At 72.7% G+C, this 26,256-nt stretch carries 29 protein-coding genes; 18 read left to right on the forward strand and 11 right to left on the reverse strand.

Annotated elements, in window-relative coordinates:
* Position 1 precedes the first annotated feature (1 nt).
* Positions 2-865, reverse strand: a complete 864-nt coding sequence (locus EZM51_RS07280; protein WP_136707581.1) for an LLM class flavin-dependent oxidoreductase — start codon at positions 863-865, stop codon at positions 2-4.
* A 60-nt stretch (positions 866-925) separates the two neighbouring features.
* On the opposite strand from EZM51_RS07280, the gene cofD reads away from it, so the two are divergent.
* The gene (gene cofD / locus EZM51_RS07285; protein WP_136707582.1) at positions 926-1,969 is read left to right on the forward strand and encodes a 2-phospho-L-lactate transferase; all 1,044 of its coding nucleotides are present in this window, start codon (positions 926-928) and stop codon (positions 1,967-1,969) included.
* A 61-nt stretch (positions 1,970-2,030) separates the two neighbouring features.
* On the opposite strand, the gene EZM51_RS07290 is transcribed toward cofD, so the two are convergent.
* Positions 2,031-2,501 (reverse strand): hypothetical protein, encoded by a 471-nt coding sequence (locus EZM51_RS07290; protein WP_136707583.1) that lies wholly within the window; start codon positions 2,499-2,501, stop codon positions 2,031-2,033.
* A 238-nt stretch (positions 2,502-2,739) separates the two neighbouring features.
* Here EZM51_RS07290 and EZM51_RS07295 point away from each other — a divergent pair, with 238 nt between their 5' ends.
* From EZM51_RS07295 to EZM51_RS07315, 5 genes are read left to right on the forward strand one after another with little or no spacing between them, the layout of a single operon-like run.
* A complete protein-coding gene (locus EZM51_RS07295) occupies positions 2,740-3,732 on the forward strand; it encodes a putative F420-0 ABC transporter substrate-binding protein (protein WP_136707584.1) in 993 nt (330 codons plus the stop codon).
* Positions 3,732-4,880 (forward strand): putative F420-0 ABC transporter permease subunit, encoded by a 1,149-nt coding sequence (locus EZM51_RS07300; RefSeq protein ID WP_136707585.1) that lies wholly within the window; start codon positions 3,732-3,734, stop codon positions 4,878-4,880. The genes EZM51_RS07295 and EZM51_RS07300 overlap by 1 nt, the downstream gene beginning before the upstream one ends.
* Positions 4,881-4,893: 13 nt before the next feature.
* The gene (locus tag EZM51_RS07305; RefSeq protein WP_136707586.1) at positions 4,894-5,727 is read left to right on the forward strand and encodes an ATP-binding cassette domain-containing protein; all 834 of its coding nucleotides are present in this window, start codon (positions 4,894-4,896) and stop codon (positions 5,725-5,727) included.
* Between the two features lie 10 nt (positions 5,728-5,737).
* Positions 5,738-6,226 (forward strand): hypothetical protein, encoded by a 489-nt coding sequence (locus EZM51_RS07310; RefSeq protein ID WP_136707587.1) that lies wholly within the window; start codon positions 5,738-5,740, stop codon positions 6,224-6,226.
* Positions 6,227-6,236: 10 nt separating this feature from the next.
* Complete coding sequence (locus tag EZM51_RS07315) at positions 6,237-6,794, forward strand: class I SAM-dependent methyltransferase (protein WP_136707588.1); 558 nt, start codon at positions 6,237-6,239, stop codon at positions 6,792-6,794.
* Here EZM51_RS07315 and EZM51_RS07320 read toward each other — a convergent pair.
* The 3 genes from EZM51_RS07320 to EZM51_RS07330 are packed head-to-tail and all read right to left on the reverse strand — an operon-like array spanning position 6,772 to position 9,780.
* On the reverse strand, positions 6,772-7,584 hold the full coding sequence (locus tag EZM51_RS07320) for an ABC transporter permease subunit (RefSeq protein ID WP_282568135.1): 813 nt from the start codon (positions 7,582-7,584) through the stop codon (positions 6,772-6,774). The genes EZM51_RS07315 and EZM51_RS07320 overlap by 23 nt on opposite strands.
* The gene (locus tag EZM51_RS21035) at positions 7,574-8,536 is read right to left on the reverse strand and encodes an ATP-binding cassette domain-containing protein (protein ID WP_136707590.1); all 963 of its coding nucleotides are present in this window, start codon (positions 8,534-8,536) and stop codon (positions 7,574-7,576) included. Before EZM51_RS21035 ends, EZM51_RS07320 begins: the two co-directional genes overlap by 11 nt.
* Before the next feature lie 11 nt (positions 8,537-8,547).
* Positions 8,548-9,780 (reverse strand): DUF2092 domain-containing protein, encoded by a 1,233-nt coding sequence (locus EZM51_RS07330; protein ID WP_136707591.1) that lies wholly within the window; start codon positions 9,778-9,780, stop codon positions 8,548-8,550.
* Between the two features lie 228 nt (positions 9,781-10,008).
* Here EZM51_RS07330 and ggt point away from each other — a divergent pair, with 228 nt between their 5' ends.
* On the forward strand, positions 10,009-11,856 hold the full coding sequence (gene ggt, locus EZM51_RS07335; protein ID WP_136707592.1) for a gamma-glutamyltransferase: 1,848 nt from the start codon (positions 10,009-10,011) through the stop codon (positions 11,854-11,856).
* An 85-nt stretch (positions 11,857-11,941) separates the two neighbouring features.
* On the opposite strand, the gene EZM51_RS07340 is transcribed toward ggt, so the two are convergent.
* Entirely contained in the window at positions 11,942-12,349 is a 408-nt protein-coding gene (locus tag EZM51_RS07340) for a nuclear transport factor 2 family protein (RefSeq protein WP_136707593.1), read from the reverse strand.
* A gap of 50 nt (positions 12,350-12,399) precedes the next feature.
* Here EZM51_RS07340 and EZM51_RS07345 point away from each other — a divergent pair, with 50 nt between their 5' ends.
* Complete coding sequence (locus EZM51_RS07345) at positions 12,400-12,876, forward strand: MarR family transcriptional regulator (RefSeq protein WP_211195841.1); 477 nt, start codon at positions 12,400-12,402, stop codon at positions 12,874-12,876.
* 147 nt (positions 12,877-13,023) lie between these two features.
* Here the strand turns inward: EZM51_RS07345 and fgd are convergent, their stop codons facing one another.
* From fgd to cofE, 4 genes are all read right to left on the reverse strand, one after another.
* Positions 13,024-14,043, reverse strand: a complete 1,020-nt coding sequence (gene fgd, locus EZM51_RS07350; RefSeq protein ID WP_136707595.1) for a glucose-6-phosphate dehydrogenase (coenzyme-F420) — start codon at positions 14,041-14,043, stop codon at positions 13,024-13,026.
* On the reverse strand, positions 14,040-14,732 hold the full coding sequence (cofC, locus tag EZM51_RS07355) for a 2-phospho-L-lactate guanylyltransferase (RefSeq protein WP_136707596.1): 693 nt from the start codon (positions 14,730-14,732) through the stop codon (positions 14,040-14,042). The genes fgd and cofC overlap by 4 nt, the downstream gene beginning before the upstream one ends.
* A gap of 94 nt (positions 14,733-14,826) precedes the next feature.
* Complete coding sequence (locus EZM51_RS07360; protein ID WP_248305508.1) at positions 14,827-15,825, reverse strand: TIGR03557 family F420-dependent LLM class oxidoreductase; 999 nt, start codon at positions 15,823-15,825, stop codon at positions 14,827-14,829.
* Positions 15,826-15,884: 59 nt separating this feature from the next.
* A complete protein-coding gene (gene cofE / locus EZM51_RS07365) occupies positions 15,885-16,670 on the reverse strand; it encodes a coenzyme F420-0:L-glutamate ligase (RefSeq protein ID WP_211195842.1) in 786 nt (261 codons plus the stop codon).
* A gap of 63 nt (positions 16,671-16,733) precedes the next feature.
* On the opposite strand from cofE, the gene EZM51_RS07370 reads away from it, so the two are divergent.
* From EZM51_RS07370 to EZM51_RS07400, 7 genes are all read left to right on the forward strand, one after another.
* Positions 16,734-17,144, forward strand: a complete 411-nt coding sequence (locus tag EZM51_RS07370) for a hypothetical protein (RefSeq protein WP_248305509.1) — start codon at positions 16,734-16,736, stop codon at positions 17,142-17,144.
* Between the two features lie 131 nt (positions 17,145-17,275).
* The gene (locus EZM51_RS07375; RefSeq protein WP_136707597.1) at positions 17,276-17,848 is read left to right on the forward strand and encodes a DUF6328 family protein; all 573 of its coding nucleotides are present in this window, start codon (positions 17,276-17,278) and stop codon (positions 17,846-17,848) included.
* Between the two features lie 150 nt (positions 17,849-17,998).
* Positions 17,999-19,522 (forward strand): cell wall-binding repeat-containing protein, encoded by a 1,524-nt coding sequence (locus EZM51_RS07380; RefSeq protein ID WP_136707598.1) that lies wholly within the window; start codon positions 17,999-18,001, stop codon positions 19,520-19,522.
* Between the two features lie 90 nt (positions 19,523-19,612).
* The gene (locus tag EZM51_RS07385) at positions 19,613-20,452 is read left to right on the forward strand and encodes an exodeoxyribonuclease III (protein WP_136707599.1); all 840 of its coding nucleotides are present in this window, start codon (positions 19,613-19,615) and stop codon (positions 20,450-20,452) included.
* An 84-nt stretch (positions 20,453-20,536) separates the two neighbouring features.
* Positions 20,537-21,805, forward strand: a complete 1,269-nt coding sequence (locus EZM51_RS07390) for a serine/threonine-protein kinase (protein ID WP_136707600.1) — start codon at positions 20,537-20,539, stop codon at positions 21,803-21,805.
* The gene (locus EZM51_RS07395) at positions 21,802-22,260 is read left to right on the forward strand and encodes a hypothetical protein (RefSeq protein WP_136707601.1); all 459 of its coding nucleotides are present in this window, start codon (positions 21,802-21,804) and stop codon (positions 22,258-22,260) included. Before EZM51_RS07390 ends, EZM51_RS07395 begins: the two co-directional genes overlap by 4 nt.
* Positions 22,261-22,325: 65 nt before the next feature.
* Complete coding sequence (locus tag EZM51_RS07400) at positions 22,326-23,141, forward strand: alpha/beta hydrolase (RefSeq protein WP_136707602.1); 816 nt, start codon at positions 22,326-22,328, stop codon at positions 23,139-23,141.
* Positions 23,142-23,176: 35 nt separating this feature from the next.
* Here the strand turns inward: EZM51_RS07400 and EZM51_RS07405 are convergent, their stop codons facing one another.
* Entirely contained in the window at positions 23,177-23,605 is a 429-nt protein-coding gene (locus EZM51_RS07405) for a DUF6069 family protein (RefSeq protein WP_136707603.1), read from the reverse strand.
* A gap of 80 nt (positions 23,606-23,685) precedes the next feature.
* Between EZM51_RS07405 and EZM51_RS07410 the strand changes: the two genes are divergently transcribed.
* The 3 genes from EZM51_RS07410 (at position 23,686) to EZM51_RS07420 (ending at position 26,256) form a co-directional block, all read left to right on the forward strand.
* Positions 23,686-24,153 (forward strand): GNAT family N-acetyltransferase, encoded by a 468-nt coding sequence (locus EZM51_RS07410; protein ID WP_169053817.1) that lies wholly within the window; start codon positions 23,686-23,688, stop codon positions 24,151-24,153.
* 139 nt (positions 24,154-24,292) lie between these two features.
* Positions 24,293-25,174, forward strand: coding sequence for an ABC transporter ATP-binding protein (locus EZM51_RS07415; protein ID WP_136707605.1), 882 nt, complete (start codon positions 24,293-24,295; stop codon positions 25,172-25,174).
* A 47-nt stretch (positions 25,175-25,221) separates the two neighbouring features.
* Positions 25,222-26,256, forward strand: coding sequence for an aliphatic sulfonate ABC transporter substrate-binding protein (locus EZM51_RS07420; protein WP_136707606.1), 1,035 nt, complete (start codon positions 25,222-25,224; stop codon positions 26,254-26,256).

Genomic DNA, 26,256 nt, shown 5'->3' on the forward strand with positions numbered 1-26,256 from the left:
CCTACCCGGCTCGCCGGGCGGCGACGAGCGCGCGGGTCTCCGGACCGATCCGCGTGCCGAGCTCCGCGATGAGCGACGCATCGTCGCCGGTGACGATGAACGTGTCGACGCCATGACGCGTGGCGAGGTCGGCGAGCACGTCGGGCCTGGCGGCATCCGGTCCGACGTTCAGCAGGCGCCGGATGTCGCGTGGCTCGCGCCCGGCGGCCCGCGCCGCGGCGTCGATCGCCGAGTGCCCCGCCTCGAGCGCGGCCGCACCGCCGTCGAGGCGGGCGAGCGACGGGAGCCACCCGTCGGCCGCGCGACCAACGAGCCGGAGGCCCCTGGGCTTCAGCACGCCGAGCCAGATGGGGATCGGCCGCTGCATGGGAGCGGGGCCGCGCTTGGCCCCGCGGACGGGATGGTGCTCGTGGTCGAGGAACACCCCGCCCGAGGCATCCGTGTCGAGCAGTTCCCGGATGACCGTGACCGCCTCGGCGAGCGCGTCGCCCGATTCGGCGGGGGTGCGCACCGGCGCGCCCATCGCCTCGGCCGCCTGCGGGAAGCCGCCCGCGCCGAGGCCGAGCACCACCCGCCCGGCGGTCAGCAGGTCGAGGGATGCCGCCGCGCGGGCGAGCACGGCGGGCGGCCGCAACAGCAGGTTGTGCACGTTCGCCGAGATGCGGATGCGGCTCGTGCGCGCGCCGACCCAGCTCATGAGCGTCCACGCGTCGAGGAAGCGCGGCTGGTAGGGGTGGTCCTGGAACGTCACGAACTCGAGGCCCGCCTCCTCGCTCGCGACGGCGAGCGCCACGGTGCGTTCGGGGTCGAGCGCCGAGGGCGTGATGAAGGTGCCGAATTCGATCGGTCGTCCGTAGTCGCGCATGCGGCCACGCTACGCGTTCGGGCGGGCGGGTGCGCTCGCGGCCGGCGGTAGCGTGGAGCGGTGAAGATCGCGGTGCTGGCGGGCGGTGTCGGGGGCGCACGGTTCGTGCGCGGAGTGCGGGCGGCGTGCGCCGAACGATGGCCGGCGCGAACGGATGACGCGACCGCTCCCGGCTCGTCGAGCGCCGGTGCCGCGACCTCCGCCGACGTGACCGTGATCGTGAACACGGGCGACGACCTGTGGCTCGCGGGCGTGCGCCTCATGCCCGACTTCGACTCGCTGCTGTACGCGCTCGCGGGCGTCAACGACGCCGAACGAGGCTGGGGCCGGGCCGGCGAGACCGAGCGCGTCGCCGCCGAGCTGCGCGAGTGGGGCGTGGGCTGGCCGTGGTTCACCCTCGGCGACCTCGACCTGGGCACGCACCTCGCGCGCACGGCGTGGCTGCGCGAGGGCGCGACGCCGTCGCAGGTGGCCGAGCGCCTGCAGCGTCGCTGGCCGCTCGGCGTGCGGCTTCTCCCGGCGACCGACACCGAGGTCGACACGCACGTGCGCATCGACCCGTCGCTGCCCGACGCGGCCGGACGCGACGAGCTGCACTTCCAGGAGTGGTGGACCCGGTATCGCGCCGCGATCCCCGCGCTCGGCTTCGAGCAGCGCAACCTCGCCGAGGCGCGCCCCGCTCCCGGGGTGGTGGCGGCGATCACGGGCGCCGATGTCGTGCTCGTCGCGCCGTCGAACCCGGTCGTCTCGATCGGCACGATCGTGTCGGTGCCGGGCATCCGGGAGGCGCTCGCCGCGACCGGTGCGCCCGTGGTCGGCGTCTCCCCGATCATCGGCGGCAGGGTCGTGCGCGGCATGGCCGACGCGTGCCTCACGGCGATCGGCGTGGAGACGGATGCCGCGGCCGTCGCCCGCCACTATGGCGTGCGTTCGGCGGGCGGCCTCCTCGACGGCTGGCTCGTCGACGGGACGGATGCCGCGTCGGTCGCGTCGCTCGAGGAGATCGGCCTGGTCGCGGCATCCGTGCCGCTCTGGATGCGCGACCTCGACACGTCGGCCGCGCTCGCGGGCGCGGCGATCGACCTCGCCGCCCGGACGCGCTGACGGCGCCCCCTGCCGCTCGGGGGCGCCGCCGGGTCGCGTCAGGCGCTGTCTCGGCGTCGCGTCACCTGGACGCGGGCACCGGGATCACGGGGCACTCGAACGACGCCACGACACCGCCGACGACGAGGTCGCCGGCCGTCACCGCCGCCCAGAGCTCCTCATCCGAGTCGAGCACGCCGTCGCCGTCGAGGTCGCCCGATCCGAGGGCCGCGTCGTAGCCGTTCGGCAGGCTCACCGCGTGCACCTGCCACCGCCCGCCGCGGTAGCCGGGGTCGCCGGGCGCCGCCGTGGCGATGTTGGGCTGGGTGCCCTCGGGGAACGCGTAGATCGGCTGGAACGAACTCGCCGGCGCGCCCGTGCTCGACAGGTCCGTCGGCGTGCCGACCGTGCGGTACTGCTCCCCGTCGACGTAGAAGCCGGGGCCGCTGACGCCCTCGGCGTTGGCGGCGGATGCGCCCGCCAGCACGGTGCCGACGGCGAACACCGCGGCCGCGATCGCGCCGGTCATCAGGCGGATTCGGGTGGATTCCATGTCTGCTCATCTCCTTCGCCACCGGTTCCGGCGGCACTCCACGAGTCAAGCTCCGCCGGCGGTGCGACACCATGGACGGGGATTACGGTTCGCTGACGCCTCCTCGGATCCGTTCCGGGTCTACGATGGGGATCGACCCCTCGATCTGGATCTGATCGATGCGTGTGGCCCGGGATTGGGCTGCGAGTCGCCGACGTTCGTCGGTATCGACACGTGCACGAACCGTCCCGGAGGCCTCATGTCCGTTCCCCGTCTCGCTCCCCTGTTCGCACTCCCCGCCGCGGCACTGCTCCTCGCCGGCTGCGCGGCGACCTCCACCGCGTCTCCCGGCGCGACCGGCGCCGCCGCGGCATCCGGCTATCCCGTCACGCTCGACAACTGCGGCACCGAGGTGACCGTCGAGAAGGCGCCCGAGCGGATCGTCGCGATCAAGTCGTCGACCGTCGAGCTCCTCCTCGCCCTCGGGCTCGAGGACCGCATCGTCGGCACCGCGTTCAGCGACGGCCCCGCGCCCGAGGCGTACGCCGACGCGGCATCCGGCCTCGCGGTGCTCTCCGACAAGGTGCCGTCGCAGGAGGTCACGCTCGCGGCCGAGCCCGACCTCGTCTTCGCCGGCTGGGAGTCGAACCTCTCGGCCGAGGGCGCCGGCGACCGCGACACGCTCGCGAAGCTCGGCGTCGCGACCTACGTCGCGCCCGCCGCGTGCAAGGCCGAGGGCTACATGCCGAACCCGCTCACGTTCGACGAGGTCTTCCGCGAGTTCGAGGAGGCCGGCGAGCTCTTCGGCGTTCCGGATGCCGCGGCCGACCTCGTGGCCGAGCAGCGCGCCGAGCTCGACGCGATCGAGCCGAACGACGAGGGCCTCACGGCGCTCTGGTACTCGTCGGGCTCGGACACGCCCTACGTGGGCGCCGGCATCGGCGCGCCCCAGATGATCATGGATGCCGCCGGCCTCGAGAACGTCGCCGCCGACATCGAGGACACCTGGACGTCGATGAGCTGGGAGGCCATCGTCGCCGCGAACCCCGACGTCATCGTGCTCGTGGATGCCGCGTGGAACACCGCCGAGCAGAAGATCGAGCTGCTCGAGCAGAACCCCGCGACCGCGGCGCTGCCCGCCGTGCAGGAGCAGCGCTACCTGATCGTCGACTTCCCGGCGACCGAGGCGGGCGTGCGCAACGTCGGCGCGGTCGCGTCGCTGGTGGAGCAGCTGGGAGGGCTCGGGTACTGATGTCGCGGGAAGCGGTCGCGGGTCGAGGAGCGGGCGCAGCCCGCGTCTCGAGACCCGACGATCCCCGGACGGGTTTCGCGCCGGACGCTGCGCGTCCGCCTCGACCCGCGAGCGCTGCGCGTCCGCCTCGACCCGAGCAGACCGGTGCGCGCACGGCGGCGTGGGCCGTCGGCCTCGGCGTGCTGCTCGCGGCATCCATCGTCATCGCCGTGACGATCGGACCGGCGGGTCTCAGCACCGCCGACGTGTGGGCGAGCGTGCTCGCGCACCTCGGCGTCGGCGAGCCGACCCTCAGCCCGCTGCGCGACGGGATCGTCTGGGAACTGCGGATGCCCCGTGTCCTCACCGCCGCGGCGGTCGGCGCGGGCCTCGCCCTCTGCGGCGCGGTCATGCAGGCGCTCACCCGCAATCCGCTCGCCGACCCGTACCTGCTCGGCCTCTCGTCGGGTGCGTCGGTGGGCGCGGTGGTCGTGATCGTGCTCGGCGTGGGCCTGCTCCTGCCGTTCGCGGCGTTCGCGGGCGCACTCGTCGCGCTCGTCGCCACGCTCGCCCTCGCGAACGCGGCCGGTGCGCTCACGCCGACGCGCACCGTGCTCGCGGGGCTCGCGGTGTCGGCCGTGTTCGGCGCGATCACGAGCCTCGTGATCTTCTGGAGCGCGACGGGCGACAGCTATCGCGAGATCCTGAACTGGCTGCTCGGCTCGCTCGCGGGCACCGACTGGACCTCGGTCGCGATCGCGGGCGGCGCGGTCGTCGTGATCGGGGTGCCGCTCCTCGCGAGCGCGCGCACCCTCGACGCGTTCGCGTTCGGCGACACCGCGGCGGCGGCCCTCGGCGTGCACGTGGGCCGCAGTCGCGCGCTGCTCCTCACCGGCACGGCCCTGCTCACGGGCGCGCTCGTCGCGGTCAGCGGGTCGATCGGGTTCGTCGGCCTCATCCTCCCGCACGCCGTGCGGTTCCTCGTCGGCGCCCGCCACCGCGCCCTGCTGCCGCTCTCGGCGCTCGCCGGCGCGCTCTTCCTCGTGTGGGCCGACACCGGCGCCCGCACCCTCTTCGACCCGCGGGAGCTGCCCGTCGGCATCCTCACCGCGCTCGTCGGCGGGCCGGTGTTCGCCGTCCTGATGCTCCGCAACCGGAGGCTCGCATGAACCGGAGGCTCGCATGACCGATGCCCTGCACGCCGACCGCGTGCGCTTCACCCGCGGACGCCGCCTCATCATCGACGACGTCGACTGCACCGTGCCGGGCGGTCGCGTCGGCGCCCTGCTCGGTCCGAACGGCGCCGGCAAGTCGACGCTGCTGCACCTCATCTCGGGCGTCGAACGAACGGATGCCGGCACCGCGCGCCTCGGCGAACGCGACCTCGCCGCGCTCCGTCGACGCGACCGCGCCCGTGTCGTGGCGCTCGCCGAGCAGGAGGTGACGGATGCCCCGGGCCTCCGCGTCGCGGAGGTCGTCGCGCTCGGGCGCACGCCCTACGTCGGCGCGTTCGCCGGGCCCGGCGAGCTCGATCGTGCCATCGTGCGCCGTTGCCTCGAGGACACCGGACTCGTCGAGCTCGAAGGTCGCGAGTACGCGACCCTCTCGGGCGGAGAGCGCCAGCGCGTCAACCTCGCCCGTGCGCTCGCCCAGGAGCCCGAGCTGCTGCTCCTCGACGAGCCGACCAACCACCTCGACGTGCACGCCCAGCTCACGATGCTGGGCCTCCTGCGCGAGCTCGCGCACGGCGGGCTCACGGTGCTCGCGGCGCTGCACGACCTCTCGCTCGCGGCCGGGTATGCCGACCACGTGGTCGTGCTCGCCGACGGGCGGGTCGTCGCCGCGGGCGAGCCCGGCGCGGTGCTCACACCCGAGCTGATCCGCCACGTGTGGGGCGTCGAGGCATCCGTGCTGGAGCATCCCGTCAGCGGCCGCCCGCTCATCGCCTACTCGGAGGTCGCGGCCGAGCGGATGTCGCGTGCGCACGCCGTCGCGGCGCTCGACGCCGAGGCGTAGCCTTGGCGGCATGGACGAGCTGACCGAGGCACGCCAGGCGCTGCTCGACTCGATCGCCGACGAGTTCCTGCACAACTCGCCGCGGGGTCGCCGGCTCCTGGCCGTCGAGAGCGAGACCGGCGAACGGGCCACGCGCTTCGCCGACGAGCTGGCCACCGTGCTGGGCGCCCACGAGCAGCACGCGGTGCGGGTCTCGCTCGGCGACGTCGACGAGCAGACGCTCCGGCACGACACCGTCGAGCCCTTCCGCGCCGGCAGGCTGCCCGGCGCGACCGACCCCGACACGGTGCTCGTGGTCGACGGGCGCCGGCTGCTGAACCTCGCCGTGCGCGGCATCTGGCACTTCTCGGTGTGGGTGCTCGCGGGCGACGAACTGCCGCACGCGTCGGTGGACGTGATCGTCGACGCGACCGACGAGTCGGCGCCGAAGCGGTACTTCTACGACCTGTGCCGGCTTCCGCCGAGTGTCGGCGAGCGCCCGGCCACGCAGGTCGGATAGTCTCCGCGCCATGGCGTCGACGACGGTTCCCGCACGCGTCCGCTGGGCGGTCGAACATCTCGCACCGTCGCCCGGCGAGCGGGTGCTCGACATCGGCTCGGGAACGGGCGCATCGGTCGAGCTGCTCCTCGCGGCGCTCGACGGCTCGGATGCCGCGGCCACGGGCCACCCGGCGGTGGTCGCGATCGACCGCTCGGCGAAAGCCGTCGACCGCATCCGGCGCCGCGTTCCGCAGGCGGTCGACGCCGGCCGCGTCGACCTGCGCGTCGTCGACATCGCGGGACTCGACCCCGCGGTCGGACCGCTCGACGCGGCCGTCGCCGTCAACGTCAACGTCTTCTGGACCTCGGATGCCGCGCCCGAGCTCGCCGCGCTCGCCCGCGTGCTGGCGCCCGGCGGGCGGCTGCTCATCGCCTACGGCGACGGTCCTGCTCCCGGCATGGATCGGCGCCATCTCGACCGGGTCGAGGCATCCGTCACCGCCTCACCGTGGTTCGACGTGACCCGACGCCTCGACGGCGATCACGGGTCGGCGCTCGTCGCCGTCAGGACAGCACGTCCTTCGTGAGGAACCGGCCGATCGCGAGCGTGCCGAACACCAGGATGTAGCCGGCCTGCAGCACGGCGTTGTCGACGAACGAGTCCCACACGATCGGTTCGCGCATGAGATCGCCGAAGCCCAGCCAGTAGTGGGTGAAGAGCCACGGGTGCAGGGCCTCGAGTTGCGGCAGTGCGCCCATGATCTGCGACACGACGGCGAGGATCGCGGTGGCCGCCATGGCGCCGACCGGCACGGTCGTGAGGGTCGAGAGGAACAGCCCGATCGCCGACATGCCGAGGAGCGACACCGTGACGTACCCGGCGATCGCGAGGAACCGCACGAGCGCCTCGCCGACGTCGACGGTGGCGCCCGAGAGCAGGGTGACCGGACCGACCGGGAACAGCGCCCACCCGATGAGCGTGCCGACGATCACGACCGTGAGGGTTGCGGCCGCGCAGAAGGCGGCCGCGGCGAGGTACTTCACGACGAGCAGTCGGATGCGTCCGGCGGGCGCGATGAGCAGGTAGCGAAGGGTGCCGTGGCTCGCCTCGCCGGCGATCGAGTCGCCCGCCACGACGCCGATGGTGAGCGGCAGGAACAGCGGGATCGCCACGGTCATCGCGGTGACGCCGACGAACAGCCCGTTGCCGGCCACCTGGTCGAGGAACGCCGGACCGCGGCCCGGCGACGAACCGCCCGAGATGCGGATCGCCACGGCGATGAGGATGGGGATGAGCCCGAGCGCGGCGAGCATCGCCCACGTGCGGCGCCGGCGGAACAACGTGAGCAGCTCCGAGCCGAGGAGGTCACTGGACAACGTCGAACCCCTCCCCGGTGAGTTCCACGAACCGCTGCTCGAGGTTCGCGTGCAACGTCTCGAACCCGCGCACGCGCACGCCGCCCTCGACGAGGGCGGCCACGACCCGCTCGGGCGGCGTCGCGCCGAGGCGCGCGGTGACGGATGCCTCGGCCGCGGCATCCGGGCCCGAGGCCTCAGTGCCCGCGGCCTCCACTCCGAGCCCGAGCCCCGCCAGCACCTCGCGGGCCCGCGCGACGTCGGGCGTGCGCACGAGCACGCGCGTCTCGCCCTCGGCGCGGAACTCGTCGAGCGTGCCCTGGGCCACGAGCCGGCCCGCGCTCATGACGCCGACGTGCGTGCACACCTGCTCGACCTCGGCGAGCAGGTGGCTCGACACGAACACGGTGGTGCCGTCGTCGGCGAACGACCGGATGAGCGCGCGCACCTCGCGCGTGCCCTGCGGGTCGAGGCCGTTCGTCGGCTCGTCGAGCACGAGCAGCTCGCGAGGCGTGAGCAGCGCGTTCGCGAGGCCGAGCCGCTGCTTCATGCCGAGCGAGTACGCGTGCACCTTCTTGCGAGCGGCGTGCGAGAGCCCGACCCGGTCGAGCGCCTCGGCGACGCGCGCCGAGCGGGTGCGACGCGACGCCCACCGATCGGCCGCGTCGAAGCGGCGGAGGTTCGCCTCGCCCGAGAGGTAGGGCGAGAACGCCGGACCCTCCACGAGTGCCCCGACGCGGGGCAGCACGGTGTCGACGTGCCGTGGCATCTCGGCGCCGAGCACGCGCGCGTCGCCCGCCGTCGCCGCGACGAGGCCGAGCAGCATCCGGATCGTCGTCGTCTTTCCCGAGCCGTTCGGGCCCAGGAACCCGAAGACCGAGCCGCGCGGCACCGCGAGGCCGAGCCCGTCGACGGCGAGCTGCGAACGGAAGCGCTTGGTGAGGTCGTGCGTCTCGATCGCGAGCTCGGCCACCGCAGCGCCCGTCAGCGACCGGCGACGTCGAGCAGGTGGTCGACGGTCACGGCGCCGGCGAGCACGCGGCCGTCGTCGGTGAGGAGCACGGTCACGAGCGAGGTCGAGAGCACGCGTCCGCCGTCGACCCGCTGCGTGAGGGCGTCGAGCATGGCGGATGCCTCGGCGTCGAGTCCGGCCGCGGTGCCGTCGCCCGCGGGCAGTTCGACCACGGTCGTCCAGCCCTCGCCGTGCACGACCGGCTGCGGCATCCCGTCGCCCGTCGCCCCTGCCTCGGCCTTCCGCTGCTCGAGCTCGGCGAGGGTCGGCGCGGTCACGACGTGCTCGGTGACCTCGGTGCCCTCGGGCGGCGTGAAGTCGAACACCGACGCGTCGGGCGCCTCGAACGAGACCTCGGTGAAGGCGACGCGGAATGCGGGCTCGCTCGCGCCGCGGGCGGTGACGGAAGCCGCGAGCGCCGCGCCCGTCTCCCCATCGATCGCGATGGCGATCTCGCCGACGAGCGTCTCGGCGTCGCGGGGCTCGAGCACGAGCTCGTACGCCTCGCGGCCGGCGACCCGCGCGTCGGTGCCGACGGAGACCTCGGTGGTCTCGTCGAGCTTCGCGAGCGCCCGGTCGAGCATCTCCTCGGGCGTGGGCATCGGCTCGCCGGCCTCGGCCTCGAACTGCTCGCGCAACTGGTCGGCGCGCGCCTCGGCGTCGGCGCCGTGGGTCGCCTCGAGCTCCTGCTCGAGCGCCTCGAACGAGGCCTCGTCGACCGTCACGTGGGTCGCCGCTTGCTCACGGGAGTCGTAGACCCACGCGCCGTCGTCGCTCACGTAGACGTCGCGCTCGGCGAGCCGGTCGAGCACCTGCAGGCGCGCGTCGTGCCCGTCGACGTAGACGCGCGCGGTGTGGGTGCCGGTGGCGAGCGAGATGAGGTCGTCGAGGTCGGTGGCGGATGCCTCGGCGTCGGCGGAACCGTCGCTGTCACCCTCGCCCGAGCCGCCGCCCATGGCGCCGCTGAGCCCGGAGAGGTCGGGGAGTCCCAGTTCGGAGGTCTGCTCGATCGTGCCCGAGAGCGCGTCGACCTCGCTCGACGCGGCGAGTTCCAGGAGTTCGGCGGGCGTCAGGTCGGGGAGGTCGACCGCGGCATTCGCCTGCATCGGCACGAGCACGACGCCGACGCCGATCGCGATCGGTGCGGCGATGGCGGGAATCCAGCGGGTGAACCGGCGGGACGCCCCGGTGTCATGGGCGCGCATGTATTCAGGCTACGCCCGCCCGCGGCATCCGGTGCCGGAACGTGGCGAACACTCAGGATGGCGCGCCGAGCGCGTGCAGATCCGACCAGCGCGCATGCGGACGCAATTGCGCCCGACGGATCTGCACGCGCTCGGGTCACGGGGGCGGCGTCAGCGCCCATTGCCTCCGGACGGACGGCGGGTCTAGGGTGGGCGACATCGTCCGTTGTACCCAGTTCGGGGGTCCTCATGGCCAACGTCGTCCACCGTCGCTCCGCCCTTCGCAGGGCGGGCATCGCCCTCGCCGCCACGGTGTCACTCGCGGCCGCCGCCGTGGTCGCACCCGCATCGGCGCTGCCCACAGCCGCGCCGGGATCGGCAGGAGCGGTCACGGCCGGTCGCCCCGCGCCACCCGCGCCGTCGACCTCGACCGGCTACGGCGGTGCCGTGTCGTCCGTCGACGCGGAGGCCAGTCGCATCGGCCTCGAGGTGCTCCGCGACGGCGGCAACGCGGCGGACGCCGCCGTCGCCACGGCCGCGGCGCTCGGGGTCACCGAGCCGTACAGCGCCGGCATCGGCGGCGGCGGGTACTTCGTGTACTTCGACGCCGCGACCGGCGAGATCACCACGATCGACGGCCGCGAGACCGCGCCGGCCGCGATGGAGAGCGACGCGTTCCTCGACCCGGCGACGGGGCAGCCGTACTCGTTCCGCGACGCGGTGTCGTCGGGCCTGTCGGTCGGCGTGCCCGGCACGCTCGCGACGTGGGAGGCGGCGCTCGACGAGTTCGGCACCGAGTCGCTGAAGGAGATGCTGAAGCCGGCGACCCTCCTCGCGACCCGCGGCTTCCGCGTCGACGAGACGTTCCGCGCCCAGACGCTCGCCAACAAGGACCGCTTCGCCCAGTTCCCCGACACGGCGGAGCTCTTCCTTCCCGATGGCGACGCCCCCGTGGTCGGCACCACGTTCAAGAACCTCGACCTCGCGAAGACGCTGCGGCAGATCGCGCTGAAGGGCACCGACATGTTCTACGGTGGACCGATCGCCGACGAGATCGCGGCCGTCGTGCAGGATCCGATCACGGTCGACGGCGCCACGCTGCCGGCCTACCCAGGGTTCATGGCCGCCGACGACGTCGCCGACTACGAGGTGATCCTCCAGGATCCGACGCACGTGGAGTATCGCGGCCTCGACGTCTACGGCATGGCGCCGTCGTCGTCGGGCGGCACGACGGTGGGCGAGTCGCTGAACATCCTCGAGAGCTTCGAGCCGTCGGCGGATGACCCGGGGCAGGCGCTGCACCTCTACTTCGAGGCCACCGCACACGCGTTCGCCGACCGCAACGCCTACGTCGGCGACCCCGCGTTCGTCGACGTGCCGACCGAGACGCTGCTCAGCCAGGAGTTCGCCGACGCCCGGGCGTGCGAGATCGACCCCGAGCAGGCGTCGCCGCGACCCGTGTCGCCGGGCGACCTGAGCGCGACCGGATGCGTCGCGGCCGCGGCATCCGACCGCTCCGACCTCGAGGGACCGTCGACGACGCACCTCTCGGTCGTCGACCAGTGGGGCAACGCCGTCGCGTACACGCTCACCATCGAGCAGACCGGCGGCTCGGGCATGACCGTGCCGGGCCGGGGCTTCCTGCTCAACAACGAGCTGACCGACTTCAGCTTCGTGCCGAACCCGGATGACCCGAACATCGTGGAGCCCGGCAAGCGCCCGCGTTCCTCGATGTCGCCGACGATCGTGCTCGACGGCGGCGAGGTGCGGTACGTGCTCGGCTCGCCCGGCGGCTCGACGATCATCACGACCGTGGTGCAGATCCTGTTGAACCGCATCGACCTCGGGATGACGCTGCCCGAGGCCGTGGCGGCGCCCCGCGCGACGCAGCGGAACACCGTGGCCACGCTCGCCGAGGCCGCGTTCATCGCGGAGTACGAGGACGACCTCGCACCCTACGGGCAGGGACTCGCCCCGACCGGCGAGATCGGCGCCGCGGCAGCCATCGAGGTGGACGCCGACGGGCTCATGACGGCCGCCGCCGAGCCCGAGCGTCGCGGCGGCGGGACGGGGCTGGTGGTCGACCCGTCCGAGTGACGGGCGTCGCAGAAGTCGCAGTCGTGCAGGTTCGGCGGGCCCGAACGCTGCACGACTGCGACCCCTGGCGTCGATGTGCGCCCGATCAGGCGTCGACTGCCCCGAACGGCTCGTAGCAGTCGTAGGAGCGCAGCCGAAGCACCCGCCCGTCGTGGAACTCGTAGAACTGGGCGATGTGGGCGGTGAGCTCCGAGCCCGCGGGCAGGCCAGGCAGGTCGGCGGCCGTGCGGGCGCGCCAGGTCAGGCGCACGGCCGCGGCATCGCCGTCTTCGAGGAACTCATGCATCTCGTACGCCTGCGACGCGAGGATCCGCGCGCCGACCTCGGCGCCGTCGAGGACCCCCTTCAGTCCGCGGGAGCCGCCGGTCGGGTTCATGACGCTCGGGTACTCGACCTGTTCCGCGTCGGGATCGAAGTACTCGGCGAGCGCGGGGCCGCGCTCGCCCCGCTCGATCGCCGACATGAGTCCACGCACGAGTGATTGGTTCGACATGCCGACAACCTATGTTGCACAACCATGGTTGTCAAGTGTGGAATGACTGGATGGACCTCCGTCTGCTCGACGTCACGACCCTGTCCGCGCTCGCCGGTGATGCGGCATCCGATTACGTCCTCGAGCACCTGCGGACGCTCGGCCACACCGGTGTGCGCCTCTCGCACGGCTACGTGTTCCAGCGCCTGCTCGCGACCGAGCCGACGGTCGGCGAACTCGCCGAGTCGCTCGCGATCACCCAACAGGGAGCCTCCAAGCACGTGGCGCAACTCGAAGCGCTCGGATGGGTCGACCGCTTCGGAGACGCCCACGACGCCCGAGTGCGTCGCATCCGCCTGACCGCCGCCGGACGCCGGGTCGTCGAGGATGCCCGACGGGTGCGCGCTGAACTCGACGAGCGCCTCTCCCGCCAGGTCCGCGACGGCGACCTCGCCGCGACGCGGCGCACGCTCGTCGCGCTGCTCGAGCTTACGGGCGGCGACGTGCGGGCGCGCGACCGACGCGTGCCGCTCGACGGCCGCGGCTGACGCCCTCGCCTGCAGGGGGCGGTGCGGGGGGCGCGTGGCGCGCTCACCGAGCGCGTGCACATCCGACCAGCGCGCATGCGGACACAATTGCGCTGGTCGGATCTGCACGCGCTCGGGGGCCGGGGGGAGGGGGAGGGCATCCCGAGCTCAGCGGGCGCGGAGTCGCGGCGCGAGGTCGCGTTCGAAGAGCTCGAGGAAGCGGAGCTGGTCGTGGCCGGGCGCGTGGAACACGAGGTGGTTGAACCCCCAGTCGATGTAATGCCCGATCTGCTCGACCACCTGATCGGGGTCGCTGCCGACGATCCACCGCTTCGCGATCTGCTCGATCGGCAACGCGTCCGCCGCCCGCTCCATCTCGACCGGGTCCGTGATGTCGTGCTTCTGCTCCTTCGAGAGCGACAGCGGCGACCAGAACCGCGTGTTCTCCAGCGCCGCCTCCTCGGTCTCCTCGTACGACAGCTTGATCTCGATCATGTGATCGATCGCCGCGTAGTCGCGGCCTCCGGCCTCGGCGCCCTCCTTCACGGCGGGCAGGAGCTGGTCGACGTAGAGCTCGGGCCCCTTGCCCGAGGTGCAGATGAACCCGTCGCCCGCACGGCCTGCGTACTTCGCCACGGTCGGCCCGCCCGCCGCGATGTACACCGGCACCGGGGCATCCGGCCGATCGTAGATCGACGCGTCGTGCGTCGAGTAGAACTCCCCCTCGAAGCTCATCTGGTCGTCGCCGGTCCACAGCGCGCGCATGAGCCGCACCGCCTCGCGCAGCCGGGCGAACCGCTCCCGGAACTCGGGCCAGTCCTGCTCGCCCGCGCCCCGGAAGCCCGTCGCGATCTCGTTCAGCGCCTCACCGGTGCCGAACCCCGCGATGACGCGGCCCGGGTACAGCACGCCGAGCGACGCGAACGCCTGGGCGAGCACCGCCGGGTTGTACCGGAACGTCGGCGTCATCACGCTCGTGCCGATCCGCACCGTCGACGTGCGCTCGCCGACCGCGGCCATCCACGTGAGCGAGAACGGCGCGTGCCCGCCCGTGTGTCGCCACGGCTGGAAGTGATCGCTCGTCCACACGGACTCCATGCCGTGCGCCTCGGCTGCGACGGCGATCTCCACGAGCTCGCGCGGGTCGAACTGCTCGGCGCTGGCCTTGTATCCGAGTGTGAGCGTCATGCGATTCCCTTTCGATCGGCGAGGTGCGCCACGACGTCGGCGGTGTGCTCGCCGACTCCATGGTGCAGCACGGTTTCGAGGCCGTCGACCGTGTCGACGTCGTGCGTGAGTCCTGGTGCGGCGGATGCCTCGAGCTCGACGAACCCGGCCGCGACGTGCCGTGCCGCCGAGCCGGACCCGAACTGCGGCTCGAACGGCACGCCGGCGGCGGCAGTCGCGAGGGTCGTGCCCGTGCCGTCGGCGTCGCGGACGAAGGCGAGCGGATGCCTCGTCGCCGCGTCGAGGGCGGCGTCGAGTTCCGCGGGCTTGAGCGCGGGCAGGTCGCCGAGAAGCACGGCGACGGCGACCTCCCGCGGTCGCGGGTCGAGGAGCGATCCAGCCGCGCCTCGAGACCCGGCCCGCGCATGCGCGATGCCGTGGCGGATCGCCGGGAGCAGGCCGCGCTCCGCGGCGCTGCCGGGATTCCCGTCGGCGCCCGGCTCGGCCAGGAACTCCGCTCCGTCGGCGAGGTCGGGGTCGTCGCCCACGACGATAACATGCTCGACCGAACGCGCCGCGCGCGCCGCCGCGACGGTGTCGAGCGCGAACGCCCGGGCGAGGGCAGCGCGCGCGGCGTCCGTCACGCCCGGAACGAGCCGCGACTTGCCCGACGCGGGCGCCTTCACGGGGATGACGAGGGTCCACCTCATCGCGGTCCCCGCACGAGTCGATGCGAGACGCACCGGTCGGGTACCCCAGCGGTGCGGATGACATCGACTCGCGACATCCGCCGCCCAATCCCGCTCACGAGCGCAGCCCGGGTAGCACGTCGCGGCCGAACACCTCGAGGAACTCCGCCTGGTTGCGGCCCACGTTGTGCAGGTAGATGCGCGTGAAGCCGAGGTCGAGGTGGCGCTGGATGTCGGCGCGGTGCACGTCGGGGTCGGCCGACACGACCATGCGGCCCGCGAAGTCCTCGGGACGCACCGTGCGGGCGAGCTGGTCGAACTCGTAGGGCGAGCGGATGTCGCTGCGCGGGAAGCGCATCCCCCCGTTGGGCCACTCGCGCAGCGCGTTGCGCATGGCCTCCTCGTCGGTCGGCGCCCATGACAGGTGCAGCTGCACCACCTTGGGCATGGCGGCCGGGTCGCGTCCGGCCTCGCGGGCGCCCTCGGCGAAGCGCGTGACGAGCGGCGCGAGCCGATCGGTCGGGCCGCCGAGGGTGATGAACCCGTCGACGTTCCGTCCGGCCCGGCGGGCGGTCACGGGGCCGGATGCCGCGACGAGGATGTCGGGCGCGACGGTGGGCATGGTCCACAGGCGCGTCGACTCGAGCCGGAAGTGCGGACCGGAGTGACGCACGTCGCGACCGGCGAGCGAGCCCGTGAAGAGCTTGCGGATGACGTCGACGGCCTCGAACATGCGGTTGATGCGCTCGTGCGCCTCGGGCCAGTACGGTCCGACGACGTGCTCGTTGAGCGCCTCGCCCGATCCGATGCCGAGCCAGTGCCGACCGGGATACAGGGCACCGAGCGTGGCGCTCGCCTGGGCGACGACGGCCGGATGCATCCGGAACGTGGGCGTCGTGACGCCGGGACCGAGGTCGCCCGTGGTGCGTTCGCCGATCGCGGCGAGCACGCTCCAGACGAACGAGGACTCGCCCTGCGCGGGCACCCACGGCTGGAAGTGGTCGGTCGCCATGACGCCCGTGAAGCCGTGCGACTCGGCGAGCGCGGCGAGCGCGACCGCCTCGGCGGGCGGGAACCGTTCGAGCATCGCGGCGTAGCCGATGTGCGCTGTCACCCGTCCATCCTCTCGCGATTCCGGAACGGCGCGGGCGGCGGAGACGCCTGCTTCGCGCGTCAGCCCGCCGGGTTCAGCGGCCCCTCGGCCTGGGCCTCGTCGAAGCCGTCTCGATAGCCCTCGTTGTACGCCTCGTCGGCGCCGATGCGGAACAGGTCGCGTTCGGCGGGCCGCTGGATGCTGCGCGCACCGGGCAGGTCGAGGTCGCCCACGAACCGTCCGAGGCCGCGCACCACCGCGACGGGAACCCCCGAGGCCTTCCCCTTCACGAGCTCGGCGGCGCCTGCGATCTCGTCGGCGACGCACGGCATCGTGACCGCGAGCGGCTTGCCCGAGGCATCCGCCTGCCCTCGCAGGTCGTCGAACACGTGCACGCCCGCCGCACCGATCGCGATGTCGGTCTGCCCCTCGCGCCAGGCGCGTCCGAGGGTGTCGGAGAGGATCACCCCGACCGTGGCCCCGGTGAGGGCACGGATGCCGGTGGCGAGCGCCCGCGCCGAGGCATCCGGATCGACGGGCAGCAGCAGCACCGTCCCGTGCGGCGCGTTGGACGCATCCACGCCCGCGGCCGCGCCGATGATGCCCTGGCGATTCTCCACGATGCGGGTCACGCCGCCCTCGTGCTCGCGCGTAGCGACGACGCGCACGGTCTCGGCGGCGATGGCGGCATCTCGATCGTCGGCCTGCACGACTCGGCCCTCGGACTTCGACACGATCTTCGAGGTGACGACGACGATGTCGCCGTCGGCGAGCTCGACGGCTCCGGCGATGAGCGCCGCGAGGTCGTCGCCCGCTGCGATCTCGGGCAATCCCCCGACACCTTCGATGCTGAACTTCACGGCCACCCCCGCCTCCCTGATCCTCAGTCGATCCTTGCAGCTTGCCGTGGCCCGCTGCCAGAATTCGGCATGGCGCGTCCGACGGGGCGGCGACGGCGACGGGGGATCACGGTGATCGAGACATCCGCTCCACCCAGGCGGCCCGTGATCGTGTGGGACCTCGTGCTCACGATCGTGCTGCTGGTGGTCATGGTCGGCGCGGCACTCGTCGCGTCGTTCCTGTCGTTCTTCCTCGCGTTCGCGGGCGACCCGTGCGGGTCGGGCATCACGTGCGATTACGACCGGATGGGCGCGGGCATGCTCATCGCGATGATCGGGCCCCTCGCGGTCGGGCTGCTCGCCCTCATCGCCGGGGTTGTCGTGCTCGTGCTGAAGCGCATCGCGTTCTGGATCCCGCTCGTGGGCATCGTGCTCGTCATCGGCGTGTTCGTCGCCGGGGCGGCCATCACGATCTCTGGGGTTCCCGGCTCGACGTTCTAGGCGGGTCGCCCTTCTCGGCGGGTCGACCTTCTCGGCGGGTAGCCCTTCTCGGCGGGACGACCTTCTCGGCGGGAACGGACCCGCCGCGCAAGGGGTTGAATCGCAGCGCCACCGCGTGGCTACGATCGAGCATGAACGCCCCCCGCCATGCCGATGCCGCGCACCGCGACGGCCGCAGCGAGACGCCCGACGAGCGCAGCGACCGCAACTGGAGCGACATCCTCCAGGAGTTGCGCGTCTCGCTGACGGGAACTCAGCTCATCGGCGGCTTCCTGCTCGCGGTCGCCTTCCAGCCGCGATTCACGGAGCTCGACGGCTACCAGCTGACCCTCTACCTCATCCTGGTGGTGCTCGCCGGGCTCGCGACCGTGGTGGGCCTGGCGCCGGTGACCCTGCACCGGGCCCTGTTCCGGCGGAGGGTGAAGGAGCGCGTCGTCCGCACCGGCGACCGACTGCTCATCGCGAACCTGGTGGTGGTCGCACTGCTGCTGGTGGGCGTCACCAGCCTGGTCTTCGATCTGGCGATCAGCCGCGCTGCGGGCTTCGTGGCGCTCGGCGTGGGCGCCGTGGTGCTGGTCGGCCTCTGGCTCGTGCTCCCGCGGCTGCACCTCGCCTATCTGGATGATGGCGGATCGACCGGCAACGCGTCCACGGCATCGGCGGACGAGCCCGTGGCCGCGGATTCGACGACCGCGAAACGCTAGGGACCCTTGGCACGGCCAACATGGCGATCTCGCGGCTGATCCCCGCAGGCGTCCGACCTCGCTCTGGTGCTGGGCGTCTGCAGGGTCCTAGGCTGACATCGACCGTCTCGGACATCATCCCCCTTCAACTCCGACCCGAATGGATCCCCCATGGCACCTGCCGCCATGGCCGGGCTGCGACGCGCCGCCGTGCTCGTCAGCGCCCTGGCCCTGCTCGGCGTCGGCATCGCCCCCGCGAATGCCGTCGACGAATCGATCCCCGACCTCTCCCCTCCCGTCGCGAAGGCGGCGCCCGATGACACCGGAGGCGACGCGCCGCCGAATCTCCGCGCCAGGGTCGCCGAGGGTTCGGCGGAGGCGTACCTCGCCCAGTCCGACCTTGCTCCTGCCGAGGCGTCACAGCGCCTCAGCGCAGGCGATGCCGCCGAGACCGCCGAGCTGGCCGGTGGGACGATCAGTGGGACGATCACCTACTGGAAAGACGGAGCATCCGCGGGGCCGCTGGCGACCGGATACGCGATCGCGTACGGCTTGGACGACGCCACAGGCGGGTACCTGGAGGCCGGATCGGCGAGCGCCACGGCCGCGGGCGAGTACTCGATCGCAGGCCTTCCCGCCGGCGACTACGTGGTGCTGTTCGCCGACGCCGCCGGAACCGTGCTGCGCTCGGAATTCTGGGACGACGCACAGTACGTGGAGTGGACGCCGGTCATCACCCTCGCCGAGGGCGAGACCCGAACGGGCATCGATGAGCAGCTCGAACCCCTGCTGAAGTGGCGAATCGCCGGTGCTGACCGATACGAGACGGCCGTCGGCGTCTCGACGTCGTTCCCCGAGGACGTGCCTTGCGTTTTCATCGCGAACGGCACGGGCTTCGCCGACGCGCTGAGCGCTGGTCCCGCGGCAGCGCACTGCGGCGGCCCGTTGCTCCTCGTGTACCCGACGCTCGTGCCCGCCGTCGTCTTCGGTGAGCTCCAGAGACTCTCGCCCGACCGCATCGTCATCGCCGGTGGTCCCGGCGCCGTGTCTGCAGAGGTCGAAGCCGCGCTGTCGAAGATCGCACCGGTCACGCGCTACGGAGGCCTCGACCGCTACGAGACCTCCCGCTTGATCGTCGACGGCGAGTTCGGCACCGCGCCCGCTGCGTGGGTCGCCACCGGGGCGAACTTCCCCGATGCCCTCGCGGCGAGCGCCGGCGCCGCTGCGGCCGACATCCCCGTGCTGATCGTGCCGGGTTCCGCTGCCGAACTTGATCAGGCCTCGGCTGTCGCGCTCACCGACCTGGGCGCGACCGACATCGGCATCGCGGGAGGGACCAGCGCGGTGTCGGCCGGCATCGAGACCGCGATCGAGTCCCTCGCGGGCACCGTTTCGGTGATCCGCGCCGGCGGGGCCGACCGATACGAGACGGGAGCGTCGATCATGGACACCGTCTTCGGCGGAAGCTGGGCACCATATGCGTTCTTCGCAAGCGGCGAGAACTTCCCCGACGCGCTCGCAGGGGCGCCCTTGGCCGGGGTCTTCGCCGCGCCGCTCTACGTCACACCGGCCTCCTGCGTGAGCTCGCTGGTCCAGGAGCAGGTCGAGAGCCTCCAGGTCGCGGATGCGTTCGTGCTCGGCTACTACCAGCAGGAGCTGTACTACGACGGTTGGGAACCGTTCCGCACCTGCTGATCTCGGACGGTGGTGAACGGGCGCGCAACCCTCATCGGGTGCGCGCCCGTTCGCATCTCGACGTCGGCCGTCTGCCATACGCTGAGAGCCATGCGCATCGCCACTTGGAACGTCAACTCGATCCGCACCCGAGTCGACCGCGTCGTCGACTGGATGGTGCGCGAAGACGTCGACGTGCTCGCGATGCAGGAGATCAAGTGCAAGCCCGAGCAGTTTCCCGCCGAGGCGTTCGAGTCGCAGGGGTACGAGCTCGCGATCCACGGCTTGAACCAGTGGAACGGCGTCGCCATCGCGAGCCGGTCGCCCATCGAGGGCGTCGAGACCAGCTTCCCCGACATGCCGGGCTTCCTGAAGGGGCTCGAGGGCCCCGACCAGCCGCAGGAGGCCCGCGCGATCGGCGCGGTCGTCGACGGCGTGCGGCTCTGGAGCCTGTACGTGCCGAACGGCCGCGCGCTCGGCGACCCGCACTACACGTACAAGCTCGACTGGCTCGCCGCGCTCGCCGAGTACACCCGCGGCGAGACCGAGGCCCACCCCGACGTGCCGTTCGCGCTCATGGGTGACTTCAACATCGCCCCGTTCGACCAGGACAACGGCGATCCGGCCGTCGTCGAGGGCATCTCGACGCACGTGTCGCCCCAGGAGCGGCAGGCGTTCTTCGCGCTCGAGACCGCGGGCGTGACGGATGTCGTGCGCCCGCGCGTGCCCGAGGGCTTCACGTATTGGGACTACAAGCAGTTGCGGTTCCCACGCAACGAGGGCATGCGCATCGACTTCATCCTCGGCTCCGAGGCGTTCGCCGCCGCGGTGACGGATGCCTCGATCCATCGCAACGAGCGCAAGGGCCAGGCGCCGTCCGACCACGTTCCCGTACTCGTCGAGCTCGACCTCGGCGGGGGCGACGAGGATCTGCCCATGATCTTCGGCTGAACGCGGGTTGCACCACCGCACTCCCGCCGTCAACCCCACGCCCGAGGATGGTCGACACTCAGACACGACGGATACGCTCTGAGCGTGACGACCTCCCCTGACCGCGTCGCCGGCGATTCGTTCGTCGGTTCGACGCTCGGCGAGCGCTACCGCCTCGACGGCCTCATCGGCCGGGGCGGCATGGCGAGCGTGTACCGCGGTGAGGACCTCGCCCTCGGGCGTCCGGTGGCCGTCAAGGTGTTCGCCGAAGCCGCCGAGGGCATCGACGACGCCGAACGCCGCCGCTCGGAGACGGCACTGCTCGCGAGCCTCGCCCATCGGGCGCTCGTGCGGCTCTACGACGCCGCCCACGATCCCGGAAGCGGGCGCGAGTTCCTCGTGATGGAGCTCGTCGACGGCCGCGACCTGCGCGAGGCGCTCCAGCTCGGCCCGATCGGTTCGGCGGACGCCGCGGGCATGCTCGCCGACCTCGCCGAGGCGTTGCACGTCATCCATGAGCGCGGCATCGTGCACCGCGACGTGAAGCCCGCGAACGTGCTGCTCGAGCCCGCGCACCTGCCCAGCCGCACCTGGAACGCGAAGCTCGCCGACTTCGGCATCGCGAGGCTCATCGACGACGCCCGCATCACGCGCACCGGCCTGCTGGTGGGCACGCCCGGCTACCTCAGTCCGGAGCAGGTCACCGGTTCGGCGCCCGGGCCCGCCGCCGACGTCTACTCGCTCGGCCTGCTGGTGCTCGAGGCGCGCACGGGTGAGGCCGCCTTCCCGGGACCCGCGGTCGAGTCCGCGAGCGCACGCCTGGTCCGCGACCCCGACATCCCGGCCTCGCTCGGCGCCGATTGGGTGACCCTGCTGCGCGCGATGACCGCCCGCGAGCCCGCCGACCGGCCGAGCGCACTCGACGTCGCGGTCGCCGCCGCGACGCTCGACACGTCACCCGGCGCCGCCGGCGTCGTCACCGCCCCGACGGTCGCGTTCGGCGATCTCGCGGCGCCGGCGACCCAGGCAGTCGGTGGGATGTCGCCGAGCGCCGTCGAGGAGGAGGATGACTCGACCGCCGACACCCGGATCCTTCCCGCCCCCGACCGTTCGTTCTTCGGCGTTCCCGCGGCATCCGCGCCCGCGCCCGAGACCTCCCGCAGGGCCGCTCGGATCAGCGACCGCCATCGCCGCTGGGTGCGGCCGGCCATCGCGGTCACGTTGCTCGCCGCCATCGCGACGGTCGTCGCTCTGGTGATCGGCTCGGCGCTGGCCGCCCAGCCCGCCGTCGACTCGACGCCCGCACCGCTGCCCGAAGTTCCCGGCGAGCTCGGCGTGCATCTCGAGGAGCTCGAGGAGGCGGTGGCCGGATGACCCGCCTCACGCGTCTGCGCGGCCGCCGCGCCGCTCTTCCGGCCGCCGCGATCGCGCTCGGCCTGACGTTCGGGCTCTCCGCGTGCGGCGCATCGGCCGAGGAGACCGCCGCGGCCCTGCGCACGTCCGTCGTGCAGGTGGCCGATCGCGCTGCAGCGGGCGACTACGCCGGCGCCCTCGCCGAGCTCGCGCTCCTCGAACGCGACCTCGCCGCCGCCGTCGATGCCGGTCGCGTCGACACCGAGTGGGAGCAGCGCATCCGCGCCGCCATGGAGCTCGTACGCGCCGACCTGGAGGCCGCGGAGATCGCGACGACGCCGACCCCCGAGCCCGAGCCGTCACCCGCCGACGACGTCGACCCCGCCGACCCCGGCGTCGACGCGCCGGGCAACAGCGGCGACGCCCCGGGCAACAGCGACAACAAGGGCAAGGGCAAGGACAAGGGCGACGGCTGATGGCCGCCGCGTCGCCGACGACCGGGACCGCCCGCGCCGAGGCATCCGTTGCGTAGTCTCGAAGCATGCCCCGACTGACCGTCCCCGGTGCCGAGCTCGCCTTCGAGACCGACGGCCGCGCCTCGGCTCCCACGGTGCTGCTCCTGCCCACGGGCGTGGCGACCATGCGCATGTGGGACCCGCAGGTCGCCGAGCTCGCGACCGGGCATTTCGTCGTGCGGATCGATCCACGCGGTTCCGGCGCGACGCGGTACGACGACGCGCCGTACTCCGATCGCGAGGACGTGCGGTCGGTGCTCGACCACCTCGGCGTGGAGCGGGCGACCGTGGTCGGCGCCGGACGCGGCGGGACGATCGCACTCGACCTCGCGCTGGAATCGCCTCAGCGCGTGTCGGGACTCGTGATCGTCGGCGGCGGCCCGAGCGGGTACCCCGAGGCCGAGCTCACCCGGGAGGAGCATCGACGCATCGACGAGCTCGACGCGGCCATCGCGGTATCCGACACGGAGCTCCTGATGCGTCTCGAGTCGGCGCTGTGGGCGGCGGGGCCGCTGCGTCTCGAGAGCAACCTCGATCCCGCATTCGTCGCCCTCGCCCACGAGCTGAACGCGCCGAACGCCGTCCACGCCGACCACCCCGCCCGCCCCCGGCCGCTCGAGCCGCCCGCGTACGGCCGGCTCGGCGACGTCCGCGTTCCCTCGCTCGTGGTGGTCGGCGACTACGACCTCAGCGCGACCCGCGCCCAGTACGAGTACCTGCTCGAGGCGCTGCCGGCGGCGACGGGGTTCCGCTGCCACGAGGCGGCGCACCTCGCGAACATCGAGCGACGCGACGAGTTCACGCACGTGCTGCTCGACTGGCTCGGCGAGCACGGCCTGTAGCGGCGGCCGGCGCGGAGCCGGTCGATTCGACGTGCTCAGGTCGCGCTCCCGCGGACGGCCAGGAGTCCGACGATGCTCGTCGGGACGAGCGCGACATGGCAGAGACTCAGGGCCACCGTGCTCGGCGCATCGAACCCGGCCGGGAAGGTCATCAGGGGAACCGTCGCGAGCGCGAGGACCGGCGCGACGACGAGGGCGACAGGGATCACCCACGGCCATACCCGTGCGAGCAGCGCGACGGCGGTCATGCCGAGCAGGAGTGGTACGACGGTGAAGCCGACGACCGTGAGCGCGTCCACTTCGGCCGGTCCGTAGGCGGACTCGAATCGGAACGAACCTCCGGCGGCTCGCCCGATCGCGAAGATGACGAGGTTGACGACGACGGCGGTGACCACGGTCAGGGCCACGATGGCGACCCGCCCGAGCCGTCGCGTGTGGGAGCGTGTGCGAGTTTGCTGAACCATATGGTTCAGTGTATGACACTGAACCGATAAGTTCAATGATTTGCCGCCGAAGGCCGCTGCGGTCGTGCGAGCATGGGTCGATGACGACGCCCGACATCCGACTCGTTCCCAAGTCCGACGACGAGACCGCACGGTGGCTCCCCGTGGCCATGGCCGCCTACGAGCGGGCGCGCATGACGGCTGGCGATTCGCCCGAGCAGGCCGCCGCCGCCCGCCGCGCCTCGCAGGAGCAGTTCTTCCCCGACGGGCGTCTCATCGAGGGCCATTTCCTGTTCACGATCCTGGCCGACGACGAGGACGCCGGTTGGCTCTGGCTCGGCCCGTCGCCCGAGGGCGCGAGCTGGTGGATCTGGGATGTCGCGGTGCACGACTCGCATCGCCGGCGCGGCATCGGCCGCGCCGCCATGATCCTCGCCGAGGACATCGCCAGGTCGCAGGGCGCATCCGAGATGCGCCTGAACGTCTTCGCGTACAACGAGCCCGCGATCCGGCTCTACGACGAGCTCGGATACGAGACCGCGGCGGTGCACAAGCACAAGCGGCTCTGAGCACGCCGCGGCCGCACCGGCCGGGTGTTACGTCGCGTGTCGCGGGTGTTACGCCGCGGGTCGCGCGCGACTGACACGTCGGCCGCACGTGGGTAGCGTCGGGGCATCCATCCCCCTGTACGCCCCGCGAGGAGCAGCCATGACGGCGACATCCGTGACCGGCCGCCAGCCGACCGTCCGCGCGGCCGCGCGCGCCGACGCGACCGCCGCCGCGTCGATCGCCTTCCGCGGGGTCGGCCGTGCCTTCGGGTCGGCCGGCGCGGTTCGGCCCGTGCTGCGGGACCTCGACCTCGACGTCGCCGCGGGCGAGATCCTCGCCATCCTCGGACCGAGCGGATGCGGCAAGTCGACGCTCCTCCGAATCGCCGGCGGCCTCGACCGTCCGACGAGCGGCGAGGTCGCCGTCGACGGCACGCCCGTCGCGCACTACGATCGCCGCACGGGTGTCGGGTTCCAGGAGCCGCGCCTGCTGCCCTGGCGCACCATCGCGAAGAACGTCGCGCTCGGCCTGCCGCGCGGCACGCCGCGGGAGACGGCCCGGGCACAGGTCGCGCGCCTCCTCGAACTCGTGGGACTCGCCGACTTCGCCGGCCATCGTCCGCGCGAGGTCTCGGGGGGCATGGCCCAGCGTGCGTCGCTCGCCCGGGCGCTGGCGCGCAACCCCGGCGTGCTGCTGCTCGACGAGCCGTTCGGCGCACTCGACGCGCTGACCCGGCTGAAGATGCAGGACCTGCTGCTCGACGTGCACGCCGCCGAGCCGACCACGGTGCTCCTCGTCACGCACGACGTCGACGAGGCGCTGCAGCTCGCCGACCGGGTGATCCTGCTCGGCTCGGAGGGCGACGAGCCGGGCGCCGTGATCCGGCAGACCGTCGTCGTGCCCGGCCGCCGCCCACGCGACCGCGGCTCGGCCGAGCTCGCCGAACTGCGCGGGCGCCTCCTCGACGGCCTCGGCATCGACCGGCACGGCGTCGCGCGCGGCGTCGAGACCACCACCACCATCCCGCACTACCCGTACTGACGACGCGCCACGGCATCCCGCGTCGCACGACCCACCCAAGGAGCCCCATGTCCCGCACCCCGTTCCTCACGTCCGCGCTCATCGCGGGCGCCGCCGCCACCGCGCTCCTGCTCTCGGGCTGCGTCGCCGGCGAGGGCCAGGCCGCAGAGCCCGAGCCCGCGGCATCCGGTGCCGCCGCGTCGCTCGAGGGCCAGACGCTGAACATCGACTTCGCGACCTACAACCCGCTGAGCCTCATCATCAAGGACCAGGGCTGGCTCGAGGACGCCGGCCTCACCGTGACGTGGGTGCAGTCGGCGGGCTCGAACAAGGCCAACGAGGCGCTGCGGGCCGGCGCCATCGACGTCGGATCGACGGCGGGCTCGGCGGCCCTGCTCGCGCGCTCGAACGGCTCGCCGATCCACGTCATCGACATCTACTCGCAGCCCGAGTGGTCGGCGCTCGTCGCGCCGGCGGGTTCGTCGATCGGGTCCGTCGAAGACCTGAAGGGCACGCAGGTCGCCGCCACCAAGGGCACCGACCCGTACTTCTTCCTCTTGCAGGCACTCGAGGCCGAGGGCCTCTCGCCCGACGACATCGTGCTGCAGAACCTGCAGCACGCCGACGGCTGGGCGGCCCTGCAGAACGGTTCGGTCGACGCGTGGGCGGGCCTCGACCCGATCATGGCGGGCGCCGAGGAAGAGGGGGCGACGCTGTTCTTCCGCAATGTCGACTTCAACAGCTACGGCTTCCTGAACGCCACCGAGTCGTTCCTCGCCGAGAAGCCCGACGTCGCGCAGGCCGTCATCGACGCGTACGAGAGCGCTCGAGCCTGGGCCGCCGAACACCCCGAGGAGACCGCCGAGATCCTCGCCGAGGTCGCCGGCCTCGACCTCGCGGTGGCCACGAAGGTGATCACCGAGCGCTCGAACCTCGACGTCGACCCCGTGCCGGGCGCCGCCCAGGTGGAGGTGCTCGAGAAGATCGGTCCGATCTTCGTCGAGCTCGGCGACGTCGCCACGCAGCAGCAGGTGGATGCGGCGCTCGCCACGCTCATCGACGACGAGTTCGTGAAGCGGGCCGACGCGGCCCGCTTCGAGTAG

The sequence above is a fragment of the Agromyces sp. H66 genome, assembly GCF_004959775.1.
Taxonomy (GTDB): Bacteria; Actinomycetota; Actinomycetes; order Actinomycetales; family Microbacteriaceae; genus Agromyces.